The organism is Bradyrhizobium sp. SZCCHNS30572, from assembly GCF_032484415.1.
GTDB lineage: Bacteria > Pseudomonadota > Alphaproteobacteria > Rhizobiales > Xanthobacteraceae > Bradyrhizobium.
The window spans coordinates 520,679-542,401 of record NZ_JAUESY010000004.1 but is presented as its reverse complement, the minus strand read 5'-3'; the positions used below and the strand labels follow the sequence as shown (position 1 = coordinate 542,401).

General features: G+C 66.8%; 22 protein-coding genes. 13 read left to right on the top strand and 9 right to left on the bottom strand.

Going from position 1 to position 21,723, the window contains the following annotated elements; genetic code table 11:
- Positions 1-255 precede the first annotated feature (255 nt).
- A complete protein-coding gene (locus QX048_RS13670; protein WP_315716813.1) occupies positions 256-942 on the top strand; it encodes a response regulator transcription factor in 687 nt (228 codons plus the stop codon).
- Positions 943-1,008: 66 nt separating this feature from the next.
- Complete coding sequence (locus QX048_RS13665) at positions 1,009-1,452, top strand: cyclic nucleotide-binding domain-containing protein (protein ID WP_315716814.1); 444 nt, start codon at positions 1,009-1,011, stop codon at positions 1,450-1,452.
- Positions 1,453-1,465: 13 nt separating this feature from the next.
- Here the strand turns inward: QX048_RS13665 and QX048_RS13660 are convergent, their stop codons facing one another.
- From QX048_RS13660 to rsmI, 4 genes are all read right to left on the bottom strand, one after another.
- Positions 1,466-2,284, bottom strand: coding sequence for an exodeoxyribonuclease III (locus QX048_RS13660; RefSeq protein ID WP_315716815.1), 819 nt, complete (start codon positions 2,282-2,284; stop codon positions 1,466-1,468).
- Between the two features lie 115 nt (positions 2,285-2,399).
- Positions 2,400-3,341 (bottom strand): glutathione synthase, encoded by a 942-nt coding sequence (gene gshB / locus QX048_RS13655; RefSeq protein ID WP_315716816.1) that lies wholly within the window; start codon positions 3,339-3,341, stop codon positions 2,400-2,402.
- A gap of 33 nt (positions 3,342-3,374) precedes the next feature.
- Entirely contained in the window at positions 3,375-3,785 is a 411-nt protein-coding gene (locus QX048_RS13650; protein ID WP_315716817.1) for a YraN family protein, read from the bottom strand.
- Positions 3,772-4,731, bottom strand: a complete 960-nt coding sequence (rsmI, locus tag QX048_RS13645) for a 16S rRNA (cytidine(1402)-2'-O)-methyltransferase (protein WP_315716818.1) — start codon at positions 4,729-4,731, stop codon at positions 3,772-3,774. Before rsmI ends, QX048_RS13650 begins: the two co-directional genes overlap by 14 nt.
- Before the next feature lie 300 nt (positions 4,732-5,031).
- On the opposite strand from rsmI, the gene QX048_RS13640 reads away from it, so the two are divergent.
- On the top strand, positions 5,032-6,240 hold the full coding sequence (locus QX048_RS13640; protein ID WP_316170007.1) for a penicillin-binding protein activator: 1,209 nt from the start codon (positions 5,032-5,034) through the stop codon (positions 6,238-6,240).
- 13 nt (positions 6,241-6,253) lie between these two features.
- Here QX048_RS13640 and hemW read toward each other — a convergent pair whose 3' ends face one another.
- The 3 genes from hemW to rph are packed head-to-tail and all read right to left on the bottom strand — an operon-like array spanning position 6,254 to position 8,752.
- Positions 6,254-7,411 carry a radical SAM family heme chaperone HemW gene (gene hemW / locus QX048_RS13635; protein ID WP_316173479.1) on the bottom strand — a complete coding sequence of 386 codons (1,158 nt, stop codon included), beginning with the start codon at positions 7,409-7,411 and terminating at the stop codon, positions 6,254-6,256.
- Positions 7,398-8,042, bottom strand: a complete 645-nt coding sequence (gene rdgB, locus QX048_RS13630) for an RdgB/HAM1 family non-canonical purine NTP pyrophosphatase (protein ID WP_316173481.1) — start codon at positions 8,040-8,042, stop codon at positions 7,398-7,400. Before rdgB ends, hemW begins: the two co-directional genes overlap by 14 nt.
- The gene (gene rph, locus QX048_RS13625) at positions 8,039-8,752 is read right to left on the bottom strand and encodes a ribonuclease PH (RefSeq protein ID WP_315716822.1); all 714 of its coding nucleotides are present in this window, start codon (positions 8,750-8,752) and stop codon (positions 8,039-8,041) included. Before rph ends, rdgB begins: the two co-directional genes overlap by 4 nt.
- 164 nt (positions 8,753-8,916) lie before the next feature.
- Between rph and hrcA the strand changes: the two genes are divergently transcribed.
- Positions 8,917-10,005, top strand: coding sequence for a heat-inducible transcriptional repressor HrcA (gene hrcA, locus QX048_RS13620; protein ID WP_315716823.1), 1,089 nt, complete (start codon positions 8,917-8,919; stop codon positions 10,003-10,005).
- A gap of 132 nt (positions 10,006-10,137) precedes the next feature.
- On the top strand, positions 10,138-10,758 hold the full coding sequence (gene grpE, locus QX048_RS13615; protein ID WP_315716824.1) for a nucleotide exchange factor GrpE: 621 nt from the start codon (positions 10,138-10,140) through the stop codon (positions 10,756-10,758).
- A 156-nt stretch (positions 10,759-10,914) separates the two neighbouring features.
- Here grpE and QX048_RS13610 read toward each other — a convergent pair whose 3' ends face one another.
- Together QX048_RS13610 and QX048_RS13605 are read right to left on the bottom strand one after the other, a co-directional pair.
- Positions 10,915-11,850: a hypothetical protein gene (locus tag QX048_RS13610; protein WP_315716825.1), complete on the bottom strand. Its 936-nt coding sequence runs from the start codon at positions 11,848-11,850 to the stop codon at positions 10,915-10,917.
- A gap of 209 nt (positions 11,851-12,059) precedes the next feature.
- Positions 12,060-13,568 (bottom strand): hypothetical protein, encoded by a 1,509-nt coding sequence (locus QX048_RS13605; RefSeq protein WP_316166395.1) that lies wholly within the window; start codon positions 13,566-13,568, stop codon positions 12,060-12,062.
- A 420-nt stretch (positions 13,569-13,988) separates the two neighbouring features.
- On the opposite strand from QX048_RS13605, the gene dnaK reads away from it, so the two are divergent.
- The 8 genes from dnaK to QX048_RS13565 all read left to right on the top strand — a co-directional run bounded on the left by dnaK (position 13,989) and on the right by QX048_RS13565 (position 21,258).
- Positions 13,989-15,884, top strand: a complete 1,896-nt coding sequence (gene dnaK, locus QX048_RS13600) for a molecular chaperone DnaK (protein ID WP_315716827.1) — start codon at positions 13,989-13,991, stop codon at positions 15,882-15,884.
- Between the two features lie 145 nt (positions 15,885-16,029).
- The gene (gene dnaJ, locus QX048_RS13595) at positions 16,030-17,160 is read left to right on the top strand and encodes a molecular chaperone DnaJ (protein ID WP_315716828.1); all 1,131 of its coding nucleotides are present in this window, start codon (positions 16,030-16,032) and stop codon (positions 17,158-17,160) included.
- A gap of 236 nt (positions 17,161-17,396) precedes the next feature.
- Positions 17,397-17,999: a class I SAM-dependent methyltransferase gene (locus QX048_RS13590; protein WP_315716829.1), complete on the top strand. Its 603-nt coding sequence runs from the start codon at positions 17,397-17,399 to the stop codon at positions 17,997-17,999.
- A gap of 45 nt (positions 18,000-18,044) precedes the next feature.
- Positions 18,045-18,623 (top strand): NAD(P)H-dependent oxidoreductase, encoded by a 579-nt coding sequence (locus QX048_RS13585; protein WP_316186447.1) that lies wholly within the window; start codon positions 18,045-18,047, stop codon positions 18,621-18,623.
- A gap of 6 nt (positions 18,624-18,629) precedes the next feature.
- Positions 18,630-19,361 carry an orotidine-5'-phosphate decarboxylase gene (gene pyrF, locus QX048_RS13580; RefSeq protein WP_316186448.1) on the top strand — a complete coding sequence of 244 codons (732 nt, stop codon included), beginning with the start codon at positions 18,630-18,632 and terminating at the stop codon, positions 19,359-19,361.
- Between the two features lie 33 nt (positions 19,362-19,394).
- On the top strand, positions 19,395-19,697 hold the full coding sequence (locus QX048_RS13575) for a DUF1330 domain-containing protein (protein WP_315716832.1): 303 nt from the start codon (positions 19,395-19,397) through the stop codon (positions 19,695-19,697).
- Positions 19,698-19,791: 94 nt separating this feature from the next.
- A complete protein-coding gene (dapB, locus tag QX048_RS13570; RefSeq protein WP_315716833.1) occupies positions 19,792-20,610 on the top strand; it encodes a 4-hydroxy-tetrahydrodipicolinate reductase in 819 nt (272 codons plus the stop codon).
- A 24-nt stretch (positions 20,611-20,634) separates the two neighbouring features.
- Positions 20,635-21,258, top strand: coding sequence for a 2,3-bisphosphoglycerate-dependent phosphoglycerate mutase (locus QX048_RS13565; RefSeq protein WP_316183676.1), 624 nt, complete (start codon positions 20,635-20,637; stop codon positions 21,256-21,258).
- The last annotated feature ends 465 nt before the right edge of the window (positions 21,259-21,723 follow it).

The following is a 21,723-nucleotide window of genomic DNA, read 5'->3' as shown; positions in this document are numbered from 1 at the left end:
AACGACATGAAACAACGTGCCTTTTCATTGCCATGGATTGCCCGGTAATTGCCTTAATGTCGGCAAATGGTCCGCCGCGAGGGTCGAACAGGACAATCATCTCAATCCCTGCTCAATTCTGGAGTAGAGTCCCGGGCGCTTGTGAATCGGTAACAGCCCCCTACTTCAAGACGGAACAGGGCTGATGAGCCTGTTTGCCCACCGTTGACGGCGCCACCCATCCGATCCCGCCGGCGCCACCTAGAGGATTGTACAATGGCCAATGCCCGCAAGATCCTGATCGTGGATGACGACACCGATCTGCGCGATGCCCTGATGGAGCAGCTCTCGCTGCATGACGAGTTCGAAGCCCAGGCCGTCGATACCGGCGCCAAAGGCGCCACCGCCGCAAAGGCCAATTCACCCGACCTGGTTCTGATGGACGTCGGCCTGCCCGACACCGATGGCCGCGAAGTGGTGCGGTCCCTGCGCAAGGGCGGCTTCAAGGCGCCGATCATCATGCTGACCGGGCACGATACCGATTCGGACACGATTCTCGGGCTCGAATCCGGCGCCAACGACTATGTCGCCAAGCCCTTCCGCTTCGCCGTGCTGCTGGCACGCATCCGGGCCCAGCTTCGCCAGCACGAGGCCAGCGAGGACGCGGTGTTCTCGGTCGGCCCCTACAGCTTCCGGCCGGGCTCGAAGATGCTGACCGGCGCCAACGCCCGCAAGGTCCGCCTGACGGAGAAGGAAACGGCGATCCTGCGCTTCCTGTACCGCGCCGGCCAGCAGCCGGTGTCGCGCGAGACGCTGTTGCAGGAGGTCTGGGGCTACAATTCCGGCGTCACCACCCACACGCTGGAAACGCACATTTACCGTCTGCGGCAGAAGATCGAGAAAGATGCCGCGAATCCGGAGATTCTGGTGACGGAGGCCGGTGGCTACAAGTTGGTACCGTGATAGGTTCGGGGATGGCGGTTTCGCCATTTATGATATTGGTTCCATTCAGCCTTCCCCGGGCCCTTGATGTCGATCGAAGACGATATTGCGCTATTGGAGCGGGTCCCAACATTGCGCCTGCTGGGAAGCGACTCGCTGCGCATGATCGCCATCGGCTCCGAGCAGCGTAACATCCAGAGCGGAGAGACCCTGTTCCGCGAGGGGGACACCGCCGATTGCGGCTATGTCGTGCAGCGCGGGTCGTTGCGCATCAGCGACGAGGTCGGTGCCGAGATCGTCGCCACGCCGACCATGCTGATCGGCGAGCTGGCGCTGCTGGTCGAGATGCGGCGCCCGGCGACCGCGACGGCCCTGGAATATTCGACCGTGGTGCGGATCTCGCGCAGCCTGTTTCAGCGTGTGCTGGAAAGCGACGCCAAGGCGGCGCGCCGGCTGCGCGACGAGTTCGCCCACCGCGCCAGCCGAATCGCCAACGACATCATGGCGGCCGGGGCCAAGCTGACTTCGTGACCGCGCGGGTCCGCTACGACACGTCCAGAGTCACCGTGACCGGCACGTGATCCGACGGCCGCTCCCAGCTGCGGGCGTCGCGCAGGATCCTGAAATCGCTGACCCGGTCCTTCAGTGCGCGTGACACCCAGATGTGGTCGAGCCTTCGGCCGCGATCGCCGACGGTCCAGTCGGCCGCGCGGTAGCTCCACCAGGTGTAGACCTTCTCCGACATCGGGATGCGCTCGCGAGCGACATCGACCCATTCGCCATGGGTCTGCGCCGCCAACAGCTTTTCACATTCGATCGGCGTGTGCGACACCACCTTCAGGAGCTGCTTGTGCGACCAGACATCGTGCTCATGCGGCGCGACGTTGAGATCGCCGACCAGGATATGCCGGTCGTCGCCGCGTGGATGCAGCGGCTCGCACGCCTTCATTTCGTCGAGGAATTGCAGCTTGTGCTCGAATTTCGGATTGAGCGCGGGGTCGGGAATGTCGCCGCCTGCGGGCACATAGAAATTGTGCAGCACCAGCGGCTGCGCGAGCTGCGCCTTTTCGCCGAACGCCACCGTGATGTGGCGCGAATCCACCTTGTCGCAGAAGGTGCGGACGTTGGTCTCCTCGAACGGCCATTTCGAGATCACGGCGACGCCGTGATAGCCCTTCTGCCCGTTCAGCGCGACGTGCTCATAGCCGAGCCTCTTGAAGCGCTTCAGCGGAAAGGCGTCGTCGATGCACTTGGTCTCCTGCAGGCACAGCACATCGGGCCTGACCTGCTTGATGAGCTTGGCGACGAGGTCGATGCGCAGGCGCACCGAGTTGATGTTCCAGGTGGTCAGGACGAGACGCATGAGACCCGCGTCATACCATGAATTGCGGCGATGTCAGCGATTCCGCATCGCCTCGGACGCATCGGACTGACCGCGTTGGTTGGCCTTATCCCCAGCCATGTGGGACGGCGCCTGATCAGCGCCGTTTGCTCTCGATGACGTCCCATACGCGGGCGGCGATGTCGGGTCCGCCGAGCCGCGAGATCGCGCGGATGCCGGTCGGCGACGTCACGTTGATCTCGGTGAGGTTGCCGTCGATCACGTCGATGCCGACCAGCAGCAGGCCGCGCGCGCGCAATTCCGGACCGAGCGTGTCGCAGATCTCGCGCTCGCGTGCGCTGAGATCGGTGGCCTGCGCGGCGCCGCCGCGCACCATGTTGGAGCGCAGATCGTCTGCTGCCGGCACGCGGTTGACGGCGCCGGCGAACTCGCCGTCGACCAGGATGATGCGCTTGTCGCCGTGCTTCACCTCGGGGAGGAAGCGCTGGATCACCCAGGGCTCCTTGAACGTCACCGAGAACATGTCGAACAGCGAGCCGAAATTCATATCCTGCGGCATCACCCGAAACACCGCCGCGCCACCATGGCCATGCAGCGGCTTCATCACGACAGCGCCGTGCTGATCGCGGAAGGCGTTGATCTCGTCGAGATCGCGCGAGATCAAGGTCGGCGGCATCAGTTGCGGGAAGTTCATCACGAACAGCTTTTCCGGCGCGTTGCGGACGCTTGCGGGATCATTGACCACCAGCGTCTTCGGATGGATGCGCTCGAGGAAATGCGTCGAGGTGATGTAGGCGAGATCGAACGGCGGATCCTGCCGCAGCAGCACGACATCAAAGGATGTCAGCGCGGTCGGTTTCGGTTCGCCGAGCGTGAAATGGTCGCCGACCTGGTCGCGCACCGTCAGCGCCTGCACCGGCGCATAGAGCTCGCCGCCGCGCAGCGACAGCTTGTCGGGCGTATAGTAACACAGGCCATGGCCGCGCCGCTGCGCTTCGAGCAGCATCGCGAAGGTCGAGTCGCCGCGGATGTTGATGCGCGCGATCGGGTCCATCTGGACGGCGACGTTCAGTTTCATGGGCAGGTCCCTGCTCTCTGCAATCAGTTCATGTCAGGTGCTGGCGTCGAACGCCGCTACCAGATGGCGCGGCAGGCTGCGCGGCGCAACCAGAATCGCGTCGAAGCGCAGCTCCAATTCGGCATGGTCGGGATGCGCCATCAACCAGGCCTGCGCGGCATCGATGATGCGCTGCTGCTGGCGCGGCGTCACCGCATAGGCGGCATCGTCGAGCGAGGCACGCGCCTTGACCTCGACGAAGGCAACCAGGCCGCGCCTGCGCGCGATGATGTCGATCTCGCCTTGGGGCGTGCGGAAGCGTTTGGCGAGGATGCGATAGCCCTTGGCGATCAGCAGCGCTGCGGCGCGGGCTTCCGCCGATAATCCGGTGCGGAAGGCGGCGACGCGTTCGGGTGCCGCCGTCTTCGCCGGCTTGTCAGGGGAGACGCGCTCAGTCTTCGCCATCGGCCGACCCTGACCGCGCGTCCTTCACCAGCTCGAGCGCGCGCGCATAGACTTCGCGGCGCGGCCGGCCGGACAGCTCGACGGCATGCATCACGGCATCCTTGACGCTCGATCGCTGCAGCAGATCCTTCAACACGGCGTCGAGCGCATCCGGCGTCAGCACCCCGGCGCCGCGCGGCGGCGGACCGATCACCAGCACGAACTCGCCGCGCGTTTCGAGATCGCCGGCCTCCGCAGCGAGATCGCCGATGGCGCCGCGCAGCACCTCCTCGTGCAGCTTGGTGAGCTCGCGGCAGATCGCGGCCTGACGTCCCGCCATGGCATCGGCGAGGTCGGCCAGCGTCTCCTGCACCCGGTTGCCGGCTTCGAACAGCACCAGCGTCGCGTCGATCCGCGCGAGCTCGGACAGCCGCGTACGCCGCGCCTGCTGCCTGGCCGGCAGGAACCCCTCGAAGAAGAAGCGGTCGGTCGGAAGCGCGGCCACGCTGAGCGCCGCGAGCACGGCGGAAGGTCCCGGCAGCGCGGTGACAACATGCCCGGCCTCACACGCCTCGCGCACCAGCTTGTAGCCGGGATCGGAGATCAGCGGCGTGCCGGCGTCGGACACCAGCGCGATGGCCGCGCCTTCGGCGAGGCGCTGCAGGATCCTGGGTCTGACGGCTTCGGCATTGTGCTCATGATAGGCTGCGAGTTCCGCGCTGAGGCCGTAGCGCTCGGTCAGGCGCCGGGTGATTCGCGTGTCCTCGCACAAGATGAGGTCGGCGCCGGCCAGGGTTTCCAGCGCGCGCAGCGTGATGTCGCCGAGATTGCCGATCGGGGTCGCCACCAGATGCAATCCAGGCCGCGCCTTGGGCGCCGCAACGATCTGCCCCGCCACCAGATAGGTCGACGTGGTGGAAGATTTGCCGTCATCCGGCGACGTCTTGGGGATTGCCTTCGCGCCCATCGAGGTAATTTAAAGGGCCTGCCGCGGGATTGCCACAGGGGAACAGCCGCGCAGCGATTTTGAAGTGCCGATCGGCACGGGGGGGCCGTTCATCGCAGCTTCAAGTTCGAAGCTGCACCTCGATGAGGGTGTGTACGAGCAGGGGATAGGCCGTGCAAAACGTCGAATTGATCGGCTGTGTGGCGCTGACAGCCTTTTGTTTTGCTTAACTATTCGTCGACAATATGAGTGAATCTGCACGGCCTGCGGGACGTGCGTTTGGGGAACTTCTGGCCGGACTCGGCCGAACGAAGAGATGCCATGGTGGGCCCGCGTCATCCCAACTCTCTCGGTCCGGGACCCCATGGGGTCGCCCGGCGAACGGCGCTGGGCCTGATTGTCGGCGCGCCGCTGCTGTCGGCGTGCTCCAACGTCCAGCAGGGCTTCAATCCGTTCGAGCAGCCGACCGCGCCGGCGGGACCGCCGCAGCAGCCGGCGGTGGCCGGCAACGGCCAGGTCAAGGTCGGGCTGATTCTGCCGCTGTCGGCGTCGGGCAATGCCGGCGTCGCCGCGCAATCGATGAAGAACGCCGCCGAGATGGCGCTGGCCGAGTTTCAGAACCCCAACATCCAGCTCCTGATCAAGGACGACGCCGGCAGCCCGCAAGGGGCGCAGCAGGGCGCGCAGCAGGCCTGCGACGAAGGCGCCGAGATCATTCTCGGCCCCCTGTTCGCGGGCTCAGTGCCGGCGACGGCTCAGGTGGCGCGCGCGCGCAACATCTCGGTCATCGCCTTTTCGACCGATTCGAGTGTGGCGGGGCGCGGCGTCTATCTGCTCAGCTTCCTGCCGGAGTCCGATGCCAGCCGCATCGTCGAATATTCCGCCAGCGTCGGCAAACGCTCGTTCGCGGCGCTGCTGCCCGACAATGCCTACGGCACCGTCGTCGAGGGGGCGTTCAAGACCGCGGTCAGCCGCCGCGGCGGACGCATCGTGGCATTCGAGAAATATTCCGGCGACCGCAACGGGCCTGCGCGCACGGTGGCGCAGGCGCTCGGCGGCGCCGATGCGCTGCTGCTGGCCGATGACGGCGAATCGGTCGCGGCGACGGCCGATGCGCTGACCGCTGCCGGCGCCAATCTGCGCAACATCCAGTTGCTCGGCACAGGGCTGTGGGACAATCCGCGCGTCTATGCCAGCGCCAGCCTGCAGGGCGGCCTCTATGCCGCGCCGGATCCCTCCGGCTTCCGCGCCTTTGCCGGCCGCTACCGGACGCGATTCGGCGGCGATCCCGTACGTACGGCGACCCTCGCCTATGATGCGGTGGCGCTCGTGGCCGCGTTGGCGCGCACCCAGGGCAACCAGCGTTTCGCGCCCGATGTCCTGACCAATGCATCCGGCTTCGCCGGCATCGACGGGCTGTTCCGGTTCCGCAGCGACGGCACCAATGAGCGCGGGCTTGCGGTGATGCGCGTCGGTTCGGGTGGCGGACAGGCGGTCGCCGGCGCGCCGAAGAGTTTCAGCGCGACGTGAGTCGCAGCACTTCTCAGGCGGCGAGGTCGGCGACGACCGCGTCGAGCACCGGAAAGCCGTCCTGGGTCACGCGCAGCCGCCCGTCCGGATCGACCGCGATCGCGCCCTCCTCGCGCAGCAGCGCGATGCGGCGCGGATCGAGCGTGCGGCCGGAGATCCTTGCGTAGCGCTGCGGGTCGATGCCCTCGGCCAGTCGCAGCCCCATCAGCAGGAATTCGTCGGCGCGCTCCTCGCGGTTGAGCTCGTCGTCGGTCATCACACCATGACCGTTGGACTCGACCCGCATCAGCCAGGCCTCCGGCCGCTTGTCGGTCGCGGTCGCGTGCCTGATGCCGCCGATGTCGAGGCGGCCATGGGCGCCCGGGCCGATGCCGGCATATTCGTGGCCGCGCCAGTAGACGAGGTTGTGCCGGCACTCCGCGCCGGGCCGGGCGTGATTGGAAATCTCATAGGCCGGCAGTCCGTGACGGCCACAGATCTCCTGCGTGACGTCGTACAAGGTGCGCGCCAGGCCTTCGTCCGGCGTCTTCAGCTTGCCCGCGGCGTGCAGGCCGAAGAACGGCGTGCCTTCCTCGATGGTCAGTTGATACAGCGACAAATGCTCAGCCGCCTCGCCGATCGCCCGCGTCAGCTCCTCGGTCCACATCGCCGGCGTCTGGTCGGGCCGCGCGTAGATCAGATCGAACGAATAGCGCTCGAATGCATGGCGCGCGATCGCGACCGCCTTCATCGCCTCCTCGGCGGTGTGCAGGCGGCCGAGCATCTTGAGCGACGCATCGTCCATCGCCTGGACGCCGAGCGAGACCCGGTTGACGCCGGCGGCGCGATAGCCGGCAAAGCGGGTCGCCTCGACGCTGGTCGGGTTGGCTTCGAGCGACACCTCGACATCGCCAGCGACGTGCCAGTGCCGGCCGATCGCGTCGAGAATGGCGCCGACCGTCTGCGGCTGCATCAGCGACGGGGTGCCGCCGCCGAGAAAGATCGACGTGACGGTGCGCGGCCCAATGCGGGCGGCCGTGGTCGCGATCTCCTGCGCAAAGGCGCGGGCGAAGCGGTCCTGATCGATGGCGGCATGCCGGACGTGGCTGTTGAAGTCGCAATACGGACATTTCGACAGGCAGAACGGCCAGTGCACATAGACGCCGAACGCTTCGCTGTCAGCGCTGCTCAAGACAGATCTCCGCGAGTTTCACGAAGGCGCGCGCCCGGTGCGACAGGCCGAGCCCGAGCGGCGGCAGGCCATGTTTCTCGATGCTGGTCATCTCGCCGAAGGTCCGGTCGTGGCCCTCTGGCAGGAACATCGGGTCGTAGCCGAAGCCCGCCGTGCCACGCGGCGGCCAGACCAGGGTGCCGTCGACCCGCGCCTCGACCTCCTCGACGTGACCGTCCGGCCACGCCACGCACAGCGCCGAGACGAAATGGGCGCTGCGCTTGTCGGCACCAGTCGCGCCCCGCTCCTGCAGGAGGCGCTCGATGCGCGTCATCGCGCCGCCGAAATCCTTGTCCGGTCCGGCCCAGCGCGCCGAATAGATCCCCGGCGCCCCATCGAGCGCATGAACCACGATGCCGGAATCGTCGGCAAAGGCAGGAAGCTGCGCGGCTCTGGCCGCGGCGACCGCCTTGATGCGGGCGTTGGCCTGGAAGGTCTCGCCGGTCTCGTCCGGCTCGTCCAGGCCGAGATCGCCGGCCGACACCGCCTCGACGCCATGGGGGGCGAGCAGCTCGCGCATCTCGGCAAGCTTGCCGGGATTGTGGGTCGCAATGATGATGCGACCGGTGAGCTTGCGGTGCGGGCTGTTCACGCGACCGCCATCTTCTGCAGGTCGACCAGCCGCGCGACGCCCTTGCGGGCGAGCGCCATCAGCGCCAGGAATTCGGCCTCGGTGAACGGCGTCTTCTCCGCCGTGCCCTGCACCTCGATGATGCGGCCGTCGCCGGTCATGACGAAATTGGCGTCGGTCTCGGCCTCGGAGTCCTCGGCGTAGTCGAGATCCAGCACCGGCGTGCCGTTGTAGATGCCGCAGGAGATTGCGGCGACGTTGGCGCGCAGCACCTCGGTCTTGATCATGTTGCGCGATTTCATCCACTTGATGCAGTCGGCCAGCGCCACCCAGGCGCCGGTGATCGACGCCGTGCGCGTGCCGCCATCGGCCTGCAGCACGTCGCAATCGACCGTGATCTGGCGCTCGCCGAGCGCTTCCAGGTCGATCGCGGTGCGCAGCGAGCGGCCGATCAGGCGCTGGATCTCGACGGTGCGGCCGGTCTGCTTGCCTGCGGAGGCCTCGCGCCGGGTCCGTTCCAGCGTGGCGCGCGGCAGCATGCCGTATTCGGCGGTGATCCAGCCGCGTCCCTGGCCCTTGAGCCAGGGCGGCAGCCGGTCCTCGAGCGTGGCGGTGACCAGGACATGGGTGTCGCCGAACTTCACCAAGCAGGAGCCCTCGGCGTATTTGACGACGCCGCGTTCCAGGCTCACGGCCCGCAGTTCATCCGGTGCACGGCGGCTCGGCCGCATGATTCTCTCCGTGAAAGCGCGCGAAAGACCGACTTTGACGGGCCTTGTAGGAGCCGGGACAGGCAGCGGCAAGGGTTTATCATGGCTTCGCCCGCGAGCGCCGACCGGCTTGCCACCGAGCCGCCGCATGGACACATTATAGGCAGCTGGGAGGAGTTCATCTGGTGGCCCACCACGATCCGATCAACCTGATGACACCGCCGGCCGGTCTGGCGCACCTGAACGAGCGCTCGCGCGAGATCTTCCGGCAGATCGTCGAAAGCTATCTGGCGACCGGCGAACCGGTCGGCTCGCGCAACATTTCGCGGCTGATCGCGGTTCCGCTGTCGCCGGCCTCGGTGCGCAACGTCATGGCCGATCTCGAGCAGCTCGGCCTGATCTACGCGCCGCACACCTCGGCCGGCCGGTTGCCGACCGAGGCTGGCCTGCGCTTCTTCGTCGACGCCCTGATGCAGGTCGGTGACATGACGGAGGCCGAGCGGCAGTCGATCCAGAGCCAGCTCGCGGCCGTCGGCCAGGCGCAGTCGGTCGAAGCGGCGCTGGACGAAGCGCTGACCCGGCTGTCGGGTCTGACCCGTGCCGCTGCCGTGGTTCTCACCGCCAAATCCAACACCCGCCTGAAGCACATCGAGTTCGTCAGGCTCGAGCCCGAGCGCGCGCTCGTCGTTCTGGTCGGTGAAGACGGACAGGTCGAGAACCGGGTCCTGACCCTGCCGCCGGGCGTGCCGTCGTCGGCGCTGACCGAGGCGTCCAATTTCCTCAATGCCCGCATCAGAGGACGGACGCTGGCGGAAGCGCGGCTCGAGCTCGAGACCGCGCTGGCGCATGACCGTGCTGAGCTCGATCAGTTGACGCAGAAGGTGATCGCCGCCGGAGTCGCGAGCTGGTCCGGAGGGGACAGCGACGAGCGGCAGCTCATCGTGCGCGGCCACGCCAACCTGCTCGAGGACCTGCATGCGCTCGAAGATCTCGAGCGTGTCCGGCGGCTGTTCGACGATCTCGAGACCAAGCGCGGCGTCGTCGATCTGCTCGGACGGGCGGAGAGCGCGGAAGGTGTCCGCATCTTCATCGGCTCGGAGAACAAGCTGTTCTCGCTGTCGGGCTCGTCGACGATCGTGTCGCCCTATTCCGACGCCACGGGGCGCATCGTCGGCGTGCTCGGCGTCATCGGTCCGACCCGGCTCAACTATGCCCGGGTGATTCCGACGGTCGATTATGCCGCGCGTCTGGTCAGCCGGCTGCTGGGTGGCTGACGCGTGACTTGGTTCACCCGCGGACAGCGCCTCCGGGCGCAATGGTCAGGCTGCGCTTGATTTTCGACGCCCAAAGCACGATATCCCGCCCCATATCCCCCAAACCCGTCAGCCGAACTTGCGAGTCTGTCCATGACCGATCCCGACCTGCATAAGAATGATCCGGAAAACCCGGCGCAGGCCAGCGAACCCGTCGTCTCCAAGCCCTACATCATGCCCGATGATCCTGAGGCCGGCTCGGCCGAGGCCCTTGCCAAGGAGGCGGCCGACGCGCGCGACAAGATGCTGCGCACGCTCGCGGAGATGGAGAACCTGCGCAAGCGGACGGCCCGTGAAGTCGCCGATGCGCGCATGTACGGCATCACCGGCTTCGCCCGTGACGTGCTCGATATCGCCGACAATCTGCAGCGCGCGCTCGATGCCGTGCCGGCCGAGACACGCGCCAATGCCGATGCGGGCCTGAAGTCGCTGATCGAGGGCGTCGAGCTCACCGAGCGCTCGCTGCTCAACACGCTGGAGAAGAACGGCGTCAAGAAGTTCGATCCGACGGGACAGAAGTTCGACCCCAACTTCCAGCAGGCGATGTACGAGGTCCCGGATCCGTCGGTGCCGTCCGGTACCGTGGTGCAGGTCGTGCAGGCCGGCTTCATGATCGGCGAGCGCGTGCTGCGCCCCGCGCTGGTCGGCGTGTCCAAGGGTGGCGCGAAGGCGGCGCCGGCGGCGAGCAACGATCAGTCGAACAGCGCCGCCTGACGGCGAGCCTAGGCAGGCGTCCCGCTGCCGTCCTGTCGATCGAATGAACAAGCCACGGGCAACGATGCCCGTGGCTTCTTGTTTGTCGGCGCGACTTTGTAGTCCGTCTCACGGCGAGTGGCCAACGTGATCACGACGTCCGATGCCGGGCTGGTCTCAGCCTCTCGGCTGGATGCCGTCGCGGACGGCGCGGAAGCGCGGGAAGGCCGCCGACCACTGGTCGCGCGGCGCGCTGCCGATGATCCGCAACGTGTTCGGCCCGCCGAAGCGCAGCCACTGCACCACCGTCACCGGCGTATTGTCCTTGCCGCTGGTGGCGTCGATCCGGGTCTCATAGGCCGGCTGGCCGTCGATGCGGATCGGCTCGGACATCGTGATGCGCGCTTCGCGGACGCCCGGAATGGTGGTGGCCGCCTGCTGCGCGACGCGCGCGCGGTCGCCTGCCTCCGGGGCGACGCCGGCCACCAGCCCGATCACCACGAAGGGCGCGGCCTCGAAGCCCTTGTCCTCTTCGCCATCGGCCAGGATCAGGGCGCCCGGCCCGAGCGTGCGGATGGTCTTGAACCCGGAGAGGTCGGTGACCTTGAACGGCATCATCGCGAGCTGCTCGTCGACCGGAACGTCCTTGCGGACGACGGCGGAGGCGAACATCTGGCGCACGGCATCGTCGGTATAGATCCGGCTCGCGGTCTCCGGGATCTGCACGGCCACGTAGCCGGAGAAGCCGTTGCCGGGCAGGATCATCGAGTAGCGCCGCACTGGCGTGGCGCCATCCCGGCCGTTCTCCACCGTGTAGTAGGCGGTGCCGGCAGCGGTCTCGATGCTCTCCGGCTTGACGCTGCCGGTCCCGGCGGGATTGGCGGTAAACGCATTCTTCACCTCGCCATAGGCGGCCGCCGGCAGTTCGGTCAGCAGCACCTTGACGCTCTGGTCCTCGGTTTCGAAGCCGGAGAACGTCTTGGCCTTGGCGAGCCCCACCAGGGGCGCGAGCCCGATGCGGACGCCGGGCGGAAATATGGCGTCGGCGGCCAATGCGGGGTGCAGCAGCGACATCAGCAGGGTGGCCGCGGCGAAAAATCGAACGATCATCATCAACATTGCCTCGTTGACCGAGGCCTCGTGCCGAGGCGGTCGGGATCCTCGCCAGCGTGGTCTTCGGCGGGCACGCTTTTAGCGGCTTTACGCCCCCCGCAACAGGCCGGGCGCGCGGTTTTGATCGCCTGCGGCGATTGGCGGGACCCCCGCGGGGGCGCATTTCGCGGATAATTCGCCTCGAAAGGCGGATTCAGGATGGTCCAGCGCTAGCTGCGCTTCAGGATTTCGACGCCGTCGACGGTCTGTACCAGCACATAGGGCTCCAGCAGAGCCCTGAGTTCGGGGTCGGAACGCGCCCAATCGCCCCAGTCGCTGTTCTGATTGTCGATCAGGACGACGTCGGGCGGCTGTTTCCGGAAGTCGGCGACGATCCCGGCGCGTTCGCGTTCCACGTAGGGCGCGAGCCTCTGCGCCGTCTGTGAATCGATGGTTCCGTCCTGTTGCGAGCGGCGAACGATTTCCCGGACCCAGAACGCCTCCTGGCGCGAGATCCAGGTGCCATCGAGGGTCCGCACCATGGGGTGGCCGATGACCGCAGCCGCGCTGAGCACCAGCATGCTCGGGTGCGGACCGAGCCGCGCCACCTGGGCTTCGATCTGCCGGACGTCGACGCTGCCATTGAACCAGAAGCAGGTCTGCACGAACAGCACGGCGCCGGCGAGAGCGGTGGCGGCACGCGGCCAGCGTCGCGCGTCGCGGCTGCTGTCGATCGCCGACACCGCAAGGCCGGCGGCAAGCAGCGCCAGCGCGACCATGGGGTAGGCGTGATAGCCCCAGCCTTTCTGCTGCGCGACGAACGACACCAGGAAGCCGAGCGATCCGGCCAGCGTGGTGAAGGACGCCGCGTCGCGCTCGTATTGCCGGCGCTGCAGGAGGAGGACGATGATTGCCGCGGCGAGCCACAGGCCCATCGGCAGAGTGACGAGGATGGTCGGTACGGGCGCCTTCAGAAGCAGATAGACGTCGCGGACCAGCGGATAGATGACCGTGAAATATTCGGGAAAGAACAGGTAGATGCACGCCGCGTTGAGCAGCACCAGGGCCGCGGCGATCCAGTTCTCCAGCGCGAGCAGCACGCGCCAGTCGCGCGCCTGCGCGGCGGCGGCGAGAATGCAGAAGCCGACGCTGAAGGCGAAATAGGGCTTGAAGCTCATCGTGAGGCCGGCGCTGAGCCCGGCGATGAGGATGGCCGTCGGGGCTACCCGCTCGCCCTCGGCGCGCAGGATATACACCGCGATCGCCGGCAATATCGTGATCAGGGCCAGATGTTCCCGCTGGCCGAAATCATACATCGGCGCGATCAGGAGCAGGGCGGTCGTCCACGCCGCCAGCCGGCCGTCCGCGAGCCGATGGCGCAGGGCCGATGTCCGCAGCACCAGCCACACCAGCGTCAGGGATGCCGCGGTCAGTGCGAAGATCAGGATATTCGTCGCCAGCTCGGGCCTGAGATGGATCGCACGCGCCAGTGCGACCGCCAGAAGATAGACCGATCCCGCCATGGGCGGATTCGTCTCGAGGATGTCGACGTAGAGTCGCTGGCCATCGAGCATGCGCTCGCTGACGAGGAGCCACCAGCTGACGTCGACATTGAGGGGAAGGACGTACCGCAGCCACGCGGCTGCAACCACGATGGCGCAGATCAGCAGTCTCGGGAACGTGGCCTGGCCGGCTTCACGCGCGCGTTGCGGAAAGCCCCAATCGGTGTCGATGACCATGCCTCATTCCCGTCCCAGGAGTGCGGCAGGCTAGGGCCCGTGGGTTAACAACGCATTTCGGTCGTTGGGGCAGATCAGCGGTACCGGGTCTGTCGCACTTGCCGGCGATCGCACACCCTGCATTTCGCACCAGCCGTTCGATGTGCCGACAGGTGGACCCGCGCAGTCGCCTCCGGTCCGAGCCGCCGTTCCGCGTCGCCGCCGGGCCCGATGGGCCGCTCTGATGTCTCCATGATGACCTTGGGCGGCGGCCGTGATTTTCGTGGGGTCGAACCCCTGGTCCGGTCCTTGCGGGCCACTCCCCCCCTCCTATATGACGCTCATCGTCGCAATATCGCGAGCATTTGATCTGAGGGGGTTTTGGATGGGGGCGCCGTCAGGGCCCCACCCAACCTGCCGCAAAAAGAAGGATATGAGACCATGGGAAAGGTCATCGGGATCGATCTCGGCACCACGAATTCGTGCGTGGCCGTCATGGACGGCAAATCGTCGAAAGTCATCGAGAACGCCGAGGGCATGCGCACCACGCCGTCGATCGTCGCCTTCAGTGACGACGGCGAACGTCTGGTCGGTCAGCCGGCCAAGCGCCAGGCCGTGACCAACCCCGAGCGCACCTTCTTTGCGGTCAAGCGCCTCATCGGCCGCCGCTACGACGACCCGATGGTCGAGAAGGACAAGAAGCTCGTCCCCTACAAGATCGTCAAGGCCGGCAACGGCGACGCCTGGGTCGAGGCCGACGGCAAGACCTATTCGCCCTCGCAGGTCTCCGCCTTCATCCTGCAGAAGATGAAGGAGACCGCGGAAGCCCATCTCGGCCAGAAGGTCGACCAGGCCGTCATCACCGTCCCCGCCTATTTCAACGACGCCCAGCGTCAGGCCACCAAGGACGCCGGCAAGATCGCGGGCCTCGAGGTGCTGCGCATCATCAACGAGCCGACCGCGGCCGCGCTCGCCTACGGCCTCGACAAGACCAAGGCCGGCACCATCGCGGTGTACGACCTCGGCGGCGGCACCTTCGACGTCTCGATCCTGGAGATCGGCGACGGCGTGTTCGAGGTGAAGTCGACCAATGGCGACACCTTCCTCGGCGGTGAAGACTTCGACATGCGTCTGGTCAGCTACCTCGCCGACGAATTCCAGAAGGAGCAGGGCATCAACCTGCGCAACGACAAGCTCGCTTTGCAGCGCCTCAAGGAAGCTGCCGAGAAGGCCAAGATCGAGCTGTCGTCGACCACCCAGACCGAGATCAACCTGCCCTTCATCACCGCGGACCAGTCCGGTCCGAAGCATCTGACGATGAAGCTGACCCGCGCCAAGTTCGAGGCGCTGGTGGCCGACCTCGTCGAGAAGACCATCGAGCCGTGCCGCAAGGCGCTGAAGGATGCCGGCCTCACCGCCGGCGAGATCGGTGAAGTGGTGCTGGTCGGCGGCATGACCCGCATGCCGAAGATCCAGGAGATGGTGAAGCAGTTCTTCGGCAAGGAGCCGCACAAGGGCGTCAACCCCGACGAGGTGGTGGCGATCGGCGCGGCCATTCAGGCCGGCGTGCTGCAGGGCGACGTCAAGGACGTGCTGCTGCTCGACGTGACCCCGCTGTCCCTGGGCATCGAGACCTTGGGCGGCGTGTTCACCCGCATCATCGACCGCAACACCACGATCCCCACCAAGAAGAGCCAGGTGTTCTCGACCGCCGAGGACAATCAGAACGCGGTCACCATCCGGGTCTTCCAGGGTGAGCGCGAAATGGCGGCCGACAACAAGATGCTCGGCCAGTTCGACCTGATGGGCATTCCGCCGTCCCCGCGCGGCATGCCGCAGATCGAGGTGACGTTCGACATCGACGCCAACGGCATCGTCAACGTGTCGGCCAAGGACAAGGCCACCGGCAAGGAGCAGCAGATCCGCATCCAGGCCTCGGGTGGTCTGTCGGAGGCCGATATCGACAAGATGGTCAAGGACGCCGAGGCCAACGCCGTGGCGGACAAGAAGCGCCGCGAGGCGGTCGACGCCAAGAACCATGCCGACGCGCTGGTGCACTCGACCGAGAAGGCTCTGGCCGAGCATGGCTCGAAGGTCGCCGACACCGAGCGCCGTGCCATCGAGGATGCCGTCAGCGATCTCAAGGAAGCGCTGAAGGGCGACGATGCCGAGGCGATCAAGGCCAAGACCAATACGCTGGCCCAGGCGTCGATGAAGCTCGGCGAGGCCATGTACAAGCAGCAGGCCGAGAGCGATGCGGCCCGCGACGCCGCCAAGGATGACGTGGTCGACGCGGAGTTCACCGAGGTCGACGACGACAAGAAGAAATCTGCTTAACTGAGGCAGAGGTAGTGACCATGACCCCCATGCCAAAGAGCGCTTTCAGCGGCTCGTTGGATGGGGGTCATTTTCATTGACCCGGAACGCGCGCGGCGATCGCGCCAGCCGTTCCTGTTGGGCGAAGTTCGGGCGGGTTTGATTGATGTCCACCAAGCGCTGCTACTACGAGACCCTGGAAGTCGAGCGCGACGCCGACGAGAGCAAGCTCAAGGCCGCCTTCCGCAAGCTGGCCATGAAGTGGCACCCGGACAAGAATCCGGGCGATGCCTCCAGCGAAGTGAAATTCAAGGAAATCAACGAGGCCTATGAGGTGCTGCGCGACGCCGACAAGCGCGCCGCCTACGACCGCTATGGCCACGCCGCCTTCGAGCAGGGCGGCATGGGCGGGGCGCACGGCTTCGGCGCCGGCTTCGCCTCCTCGTTCTCCGACATCTTCGAAGACCTGTTCGGCATGGCCGGGCAGCGCCGTGGCGGCACCGGACGCGAGCGCGGTGCCGATCTGCGCTACAACATGGAAATCACCTTGGAAGAGGCGTTCCAGGGCAAGACCGCACAGATCGAAATTCCGGTCTCGGTGACCTGCGAATCCTGCTCCGGCACCGGCGCCAAGGCCGGCACCAAGCCGAAGACCTGCGCGATGTGCGGCGGCGCCGGCCGCGTGCGGCAGGCGCAAGGCTTCTTCACCCTGGAGCGGACCTGCCCCGGCTGTCACGGCCGCGGCCAGATGATCGAGGACCCCTGTCCGTCATGCTCCGGCTCCGGCCGCGTCACCCGTGACCGCACGCTGTCCGTCAACATTCCCCAGGGCGTCGAGGACGGCACCCGCATCCGTCTCGCCGGCGAGGGCGAGGCGGGCCTGCGCGGCGGGCCGCCGGGCGATCTCTACATCTTCCTGTCGTTGACTGCTCACGAGTTCTTCCAGCGCGACGGCGCCGACCTACACTGCCGGGTGCCGATCTCGATGGTGACCGCGGCGCTCGGCGGCGAGTTCGAGGTGCCCACGATCGACAAGGGCAAGACCAAGGTGAAGATTCCCGCCGGTGCGCAGTCCGGGCGCCGGTTCCGGATCGCGGCCAAGGGCATGCCGGTGCTGCGCTCGCGCCAGACCGGCGACATGTATGTCCAGATCGTTGTCGAGACGCCGCAGAACCTGACCAAGAAGCAGCAGGAATTGCTGGCCGAGTTCGAGAAGCTGTCCTCGGGAGCAACCCAGCCCGAGGCCGCCGGCTTCTTCACCAAGGTCAAGGACTTCTTCGGCAAGGCGGCGAGCTGAGCCGTGAGTGCAGAACCGCGGGGCCGCATGCTTTCGCTGAACGGCATCGGAATGTCGATGTCGAGCGAATTTGCTGCTCCGCACATGCAAAAAATTATCGAATGCAACTGTAAGAGCGCGGACCCGCCAGCCTTAATCGTACGTTACGGTTCGGCTTGACCGCCCCGCCTGCGCCCTATACGTCTTTGTGACTCTTTTCTGACATCGCCGTGAAGACGGTCCCGTCTGGTACTGAGATGCCCCTGCAAACGTCCGTGCGTGCGTCGAAAAAGCCTCTCCGTCTGGACGACGAAGTGCGCTTCCTCCGCTCATGGATCGAAAAGCCGCTGCACATGGGCGCCGTCATGCCGTCGGGCCGACTGCTGGCCCGCACCATGGCGCAGTACGTCGATCCGCACGGGACAGGCCCCGTCATCGAGCTCGGACCGGGCACCGGCGCGATCACCAATGCGCTGGTCGAACATGGCGTCGATCAGAAGCGGCTGGTGCTGGTCGAGTACAATCCGGGCTTCTGCGCCCTGCTGCGCGACCGCTACCCGCAGGCCAAGGTGGTCCAGGGCGACGCCTATCGCCTTCGCGACACGCTCTGGAACGTGCTCGGCGCCCCGGCCTCGGCCGTCGTCTCCGGCCTGCCGCTCGTGACCAAGCCGATGCTGACCCGCATGAAGCTGATCCGCGATGCGTTCGCGGCGATGTCGCCGAATGCGCCGTTCGTGCAGTTCACCTATTCCGTCGTGCCGCCGATTCCGAAGTCGCTGCCTGGCGTTACCACGCAGGCCTCCGAGCGCATCTGGATGAATCTTCCGCCAGCGCGCGTCTGGGTGTATCGCAAGCCCTGACCGGCGGCCGCGATCCTTCGTGGCGGGTCGTTGACCGACCTCACGATGTCAGCGCTGAAGATGCTCATCATCCCCGGTTCGACCCGAGCCGGCTCGCACAACGCGAAGCTCGCCGCGGCCGCCGCCTATCAGTTCGTGCAGGCCGGCGCCGACATCACCCGCATCTCGCTCGCCGACTTTCCGCTGCCGATCTACGACGCCGACCTCGAGGCGCAATCGGGCATTCCACTTCACGCCGTGAATCTGACGCGCATGATCGGCGTCCATCATGCCGTGCTGCTGGTGACGCCGGAATACAACGCCTCGGTGCCGCCGCTGCTGACCAACGCCATCACCTGGATCTCGCGCGTCGACGAGCCGCCGGGCAGCCGCGGCGCGGTGTTCCGCAACAGGCCGTTTGCGATCGCCGCCGCCTCCGAGAACCGCTTTGGCGGCATCCGCGCCCTTGCCGCGTTGCGTCTGATGCTGACGGCCTGCAACGCGACGGTGATCCCGAGCCAGCTTGCGCTGGCCTTCGCCGACAAGGCCTACAACGACATGGACCGGCTCAAACTGCCCGCCGACATCACGGCGCTCGACGCGCTGGTGCGGGAGCTGGTCGCAACAGCGCAACATACGATGTGAGGTGACATGCCGACCGAGATTGCTCCCCGCGACCGCCTGATCGTGGCGCTCGATTTGCCGAGCGTGGCGGAGGCCGAAGCCATGATCGCACAGCTCGGCGACGCCGTGACGTTCTACAAGATCGGCATGGAGCTGACCTATGCCGGCGGCCTCGGTCTCGCCGAACGGCTCGCGGCCGAGGGCAAGCACGTGTTCATGGACCTCAAGCTGCACGACATCCCGAACACCGTCGAGCGCGCCACCCGGCAGATCGCCAGGCTCGGCGCGCGCTTCCTCACCGTGCACGGCTTCTCCCAGAGCATGAAGGCGGCGCTCGCCGGCGCTGCCGGCTCCAGCCTCGAGCTGCTCGCCGTCACCGTCATGACCTCCTACGACGATGCTGACCTCGCCGCCGCCGGCTACGCCATGGGTGTCAAGGAACTCGTGGCGCACCGCGCCAGGCAGGCCAAGGAGATCGGCATCCACGGCCTGATCCTGTCGCCGGAGGAGACCCAGCTCATCCGCCCGCTGGTCGGCCCTGATATGCAGCTCGTGACCCCCGGGATCCGCCCGGCGGGATCGGACGTTGGCGACCAGAAGCGCATCATGACCCCGGCGCTGGCGATCGCCGGCGGCGCCGACCGCCTCGTCGTCGGCCGTCCCGTCACCGGCGCCGCCGATCCGGCAGCGGCCGCCGAGAGCATCGTCGCCGACATCGCCAGCGCCGTCGCGCTGGTCGGCAAGACCAACCGAGCTTGAGCAAGCGCGCCAGAGTGCAAGGAGACGACAGGGATGCCCAAGGCCTATTGGATCGCGCGGATCGACGTACACAACATGGACGGCTACAAGGACTACGTCGCGCAGAACGGCGCCGTGTTCCACCAGTACGGCGCCAAATTCCTGGTCCGTGGCGGCCAGTACGAGACCAAGGAAGGCACCTCGCGCTCGCGCAACGTCGTGATCGAGTTCAAGGACTACGCGACCGCGCTGGCGTGCTACAATTCCCCTGAATACCAGCGGCTGGTGGCGATGCGCGCGCCGCATTCGCAAGGCGATCTGGTGATCATCGAGGGCTATGACGGCCCGCAGCCCTGATCGCCGCCCGCCCCGGCCACCGTCGACGTGGCCTCGCTCGGTTGCCGCCGCTATCAGCCCCGGCTATAGCCCTTGAAGGGGCAGAGGAGTTGACATGTCCAAGATGCGCTTGATCGTTGCCGGAGCCGGCGGCCGCATGGGCCGCGCCCTGGTGCGCGCGATCGCCGAGACCGACGGCGCCGTGCTGGCGGGCGCGCTCGAAGCCCCCGGCTCGGAGCTGATCGGCAAGGACTCCGGCGCCCTCGCCGGCCTGCCCGCCAACGGCATCAAGCTGTCGGGCGACCTCTGGAGCATGTCCGCCGAGGCCGACGGCATCCTCGATTTCACCGTCCCGGCCGCGACCATCGCCAATGTCGCCATCGCCGCCCAGCGCGGCATCGTCCACGTCGTCGGCACCACCGGCCTGTCCGCGTCGGACGACGCCGTCATCAGGAGCGTCACCAAGCGCGCCATCGTCGTGCAGTCCGGCAACATGAGCCTCGGCGTCAACCTGCTGGCGGCGCTGGTCAAGCAGGTGGCGAAGTCGCTCGATGCCGGCTTCGACATCGAGATCCTCGAGATGCATCACAAGCACAAGGTCGACGCGCCCTCCGGCACCGCGCTGATGCTCGGACGCGCCGCCGCCGAGGGCCGCGGCATCGCGCTCGACGAGCATTCCGCGCGCGGCCGCGACGGCATCACCGGCGAGCGCCGCAGCGGCGACATCGGCTTCGCCTCGCTGCGCGGCGGCACGGCGGCGGGCGATCACAGCGTCATCTTCGCCGGTCCCTCGGAGCGGCTGGTGCTGTCGCACCAGGCCGAGGACCGCATGATCTTCGCCCATGGCGCGCTGAAGGCGGCGCTGTGGGCCCATGGCAAGCCGCCGGGCTACTACACGATGGACGACGTGCTCGGCCTCAAGGACCTGTTCTAGTTCAACGTCGATGGAAGCGAACTGATGAGCGAACGTCTCCTGGTGCTGGTGCGCCACGGCCAGAGCGAGTGGAATCTGAAGAACCTGTTCACCGGCTGGAAGGATCCGGACCTGACCGAGCAGGGCGTGGCCGAGGCCAGGGAGGCCGGGCGCAAGCTGAAGGCGCAGGGACTGGTCTTCGACGTCGCCTTCACCTCGGTGCTGACGCGCGCCCAGCACACGCTCGACCTGATCCTGACCGAGCTCGGCCAGACCGGCCTGCCGACAGCCAAGAACCTCGCGCTCAACGAGCGCGACTATGGTGACCTCTCGGGCCTCAACAAGGACGACGCCCGCGCCAGATGGGGCGAGGAGCAGGTCCACATCTGGCGCCGCTCCTACGACGTCCCGCCGCCCGGCGGCGAGAGCCTCAAGGACACGCTCGCCCGCGCGCTGCCCTACTACGTCCAGGAGATCCTCCCCGGCGTCCTCCGCGGCCAGCGCACCCTGGTCGCCGCCCACGGCAACTCGCTGCGCGCCCTGATCATGGTGCTGGAGAAGCTGACGCCGGAAGGCATCCTGAAACGCGAGCTGGCGACTGGCGTGCCGATCATCTACCGGTTGAATGCGGATTCGACCGTGGAGTCGAAGCTGGATCTGGCGGGCTAGGACCGTCGCAAGATTCCACTGCTCATGGGTGATCGCATCCCCATGAGTTGAAGCCCAGCCCCCGCCGTATCGACGCTGCGCTCCCTCTGCCCGTTCTCAAGGGCAGAGAATTGAGAGCAGCCGAGGTGAGCCCCGCTGTCACCCTCCCCTGGAGGGGGAGGGTCGGCTCAGATGCGCGGAGCGCATGTGAGCCGGGGTGGGGTGATCTCTCCACTCGCACCGGTTTCCGCGGCTCACCCCACCCCGCTCGCCCGCTTCGCGCGCGATCGACCCTCCCCCTCCAGGGGAGGGTGAGACTGAGATCGCGGCGCCTGCCGTCGGCATCATCGAAAGTTGGCGACGTTCGCGCAGCGCAGCCGCCACGATCTGCCATGCGATGGATTCCGGGCTCGTGTTGCGCACGCCCCGGAATGACGGCGGAGAGAGTGGCGCCTGACTGGAATTCGTGTCGTATGAAAAGCTGCG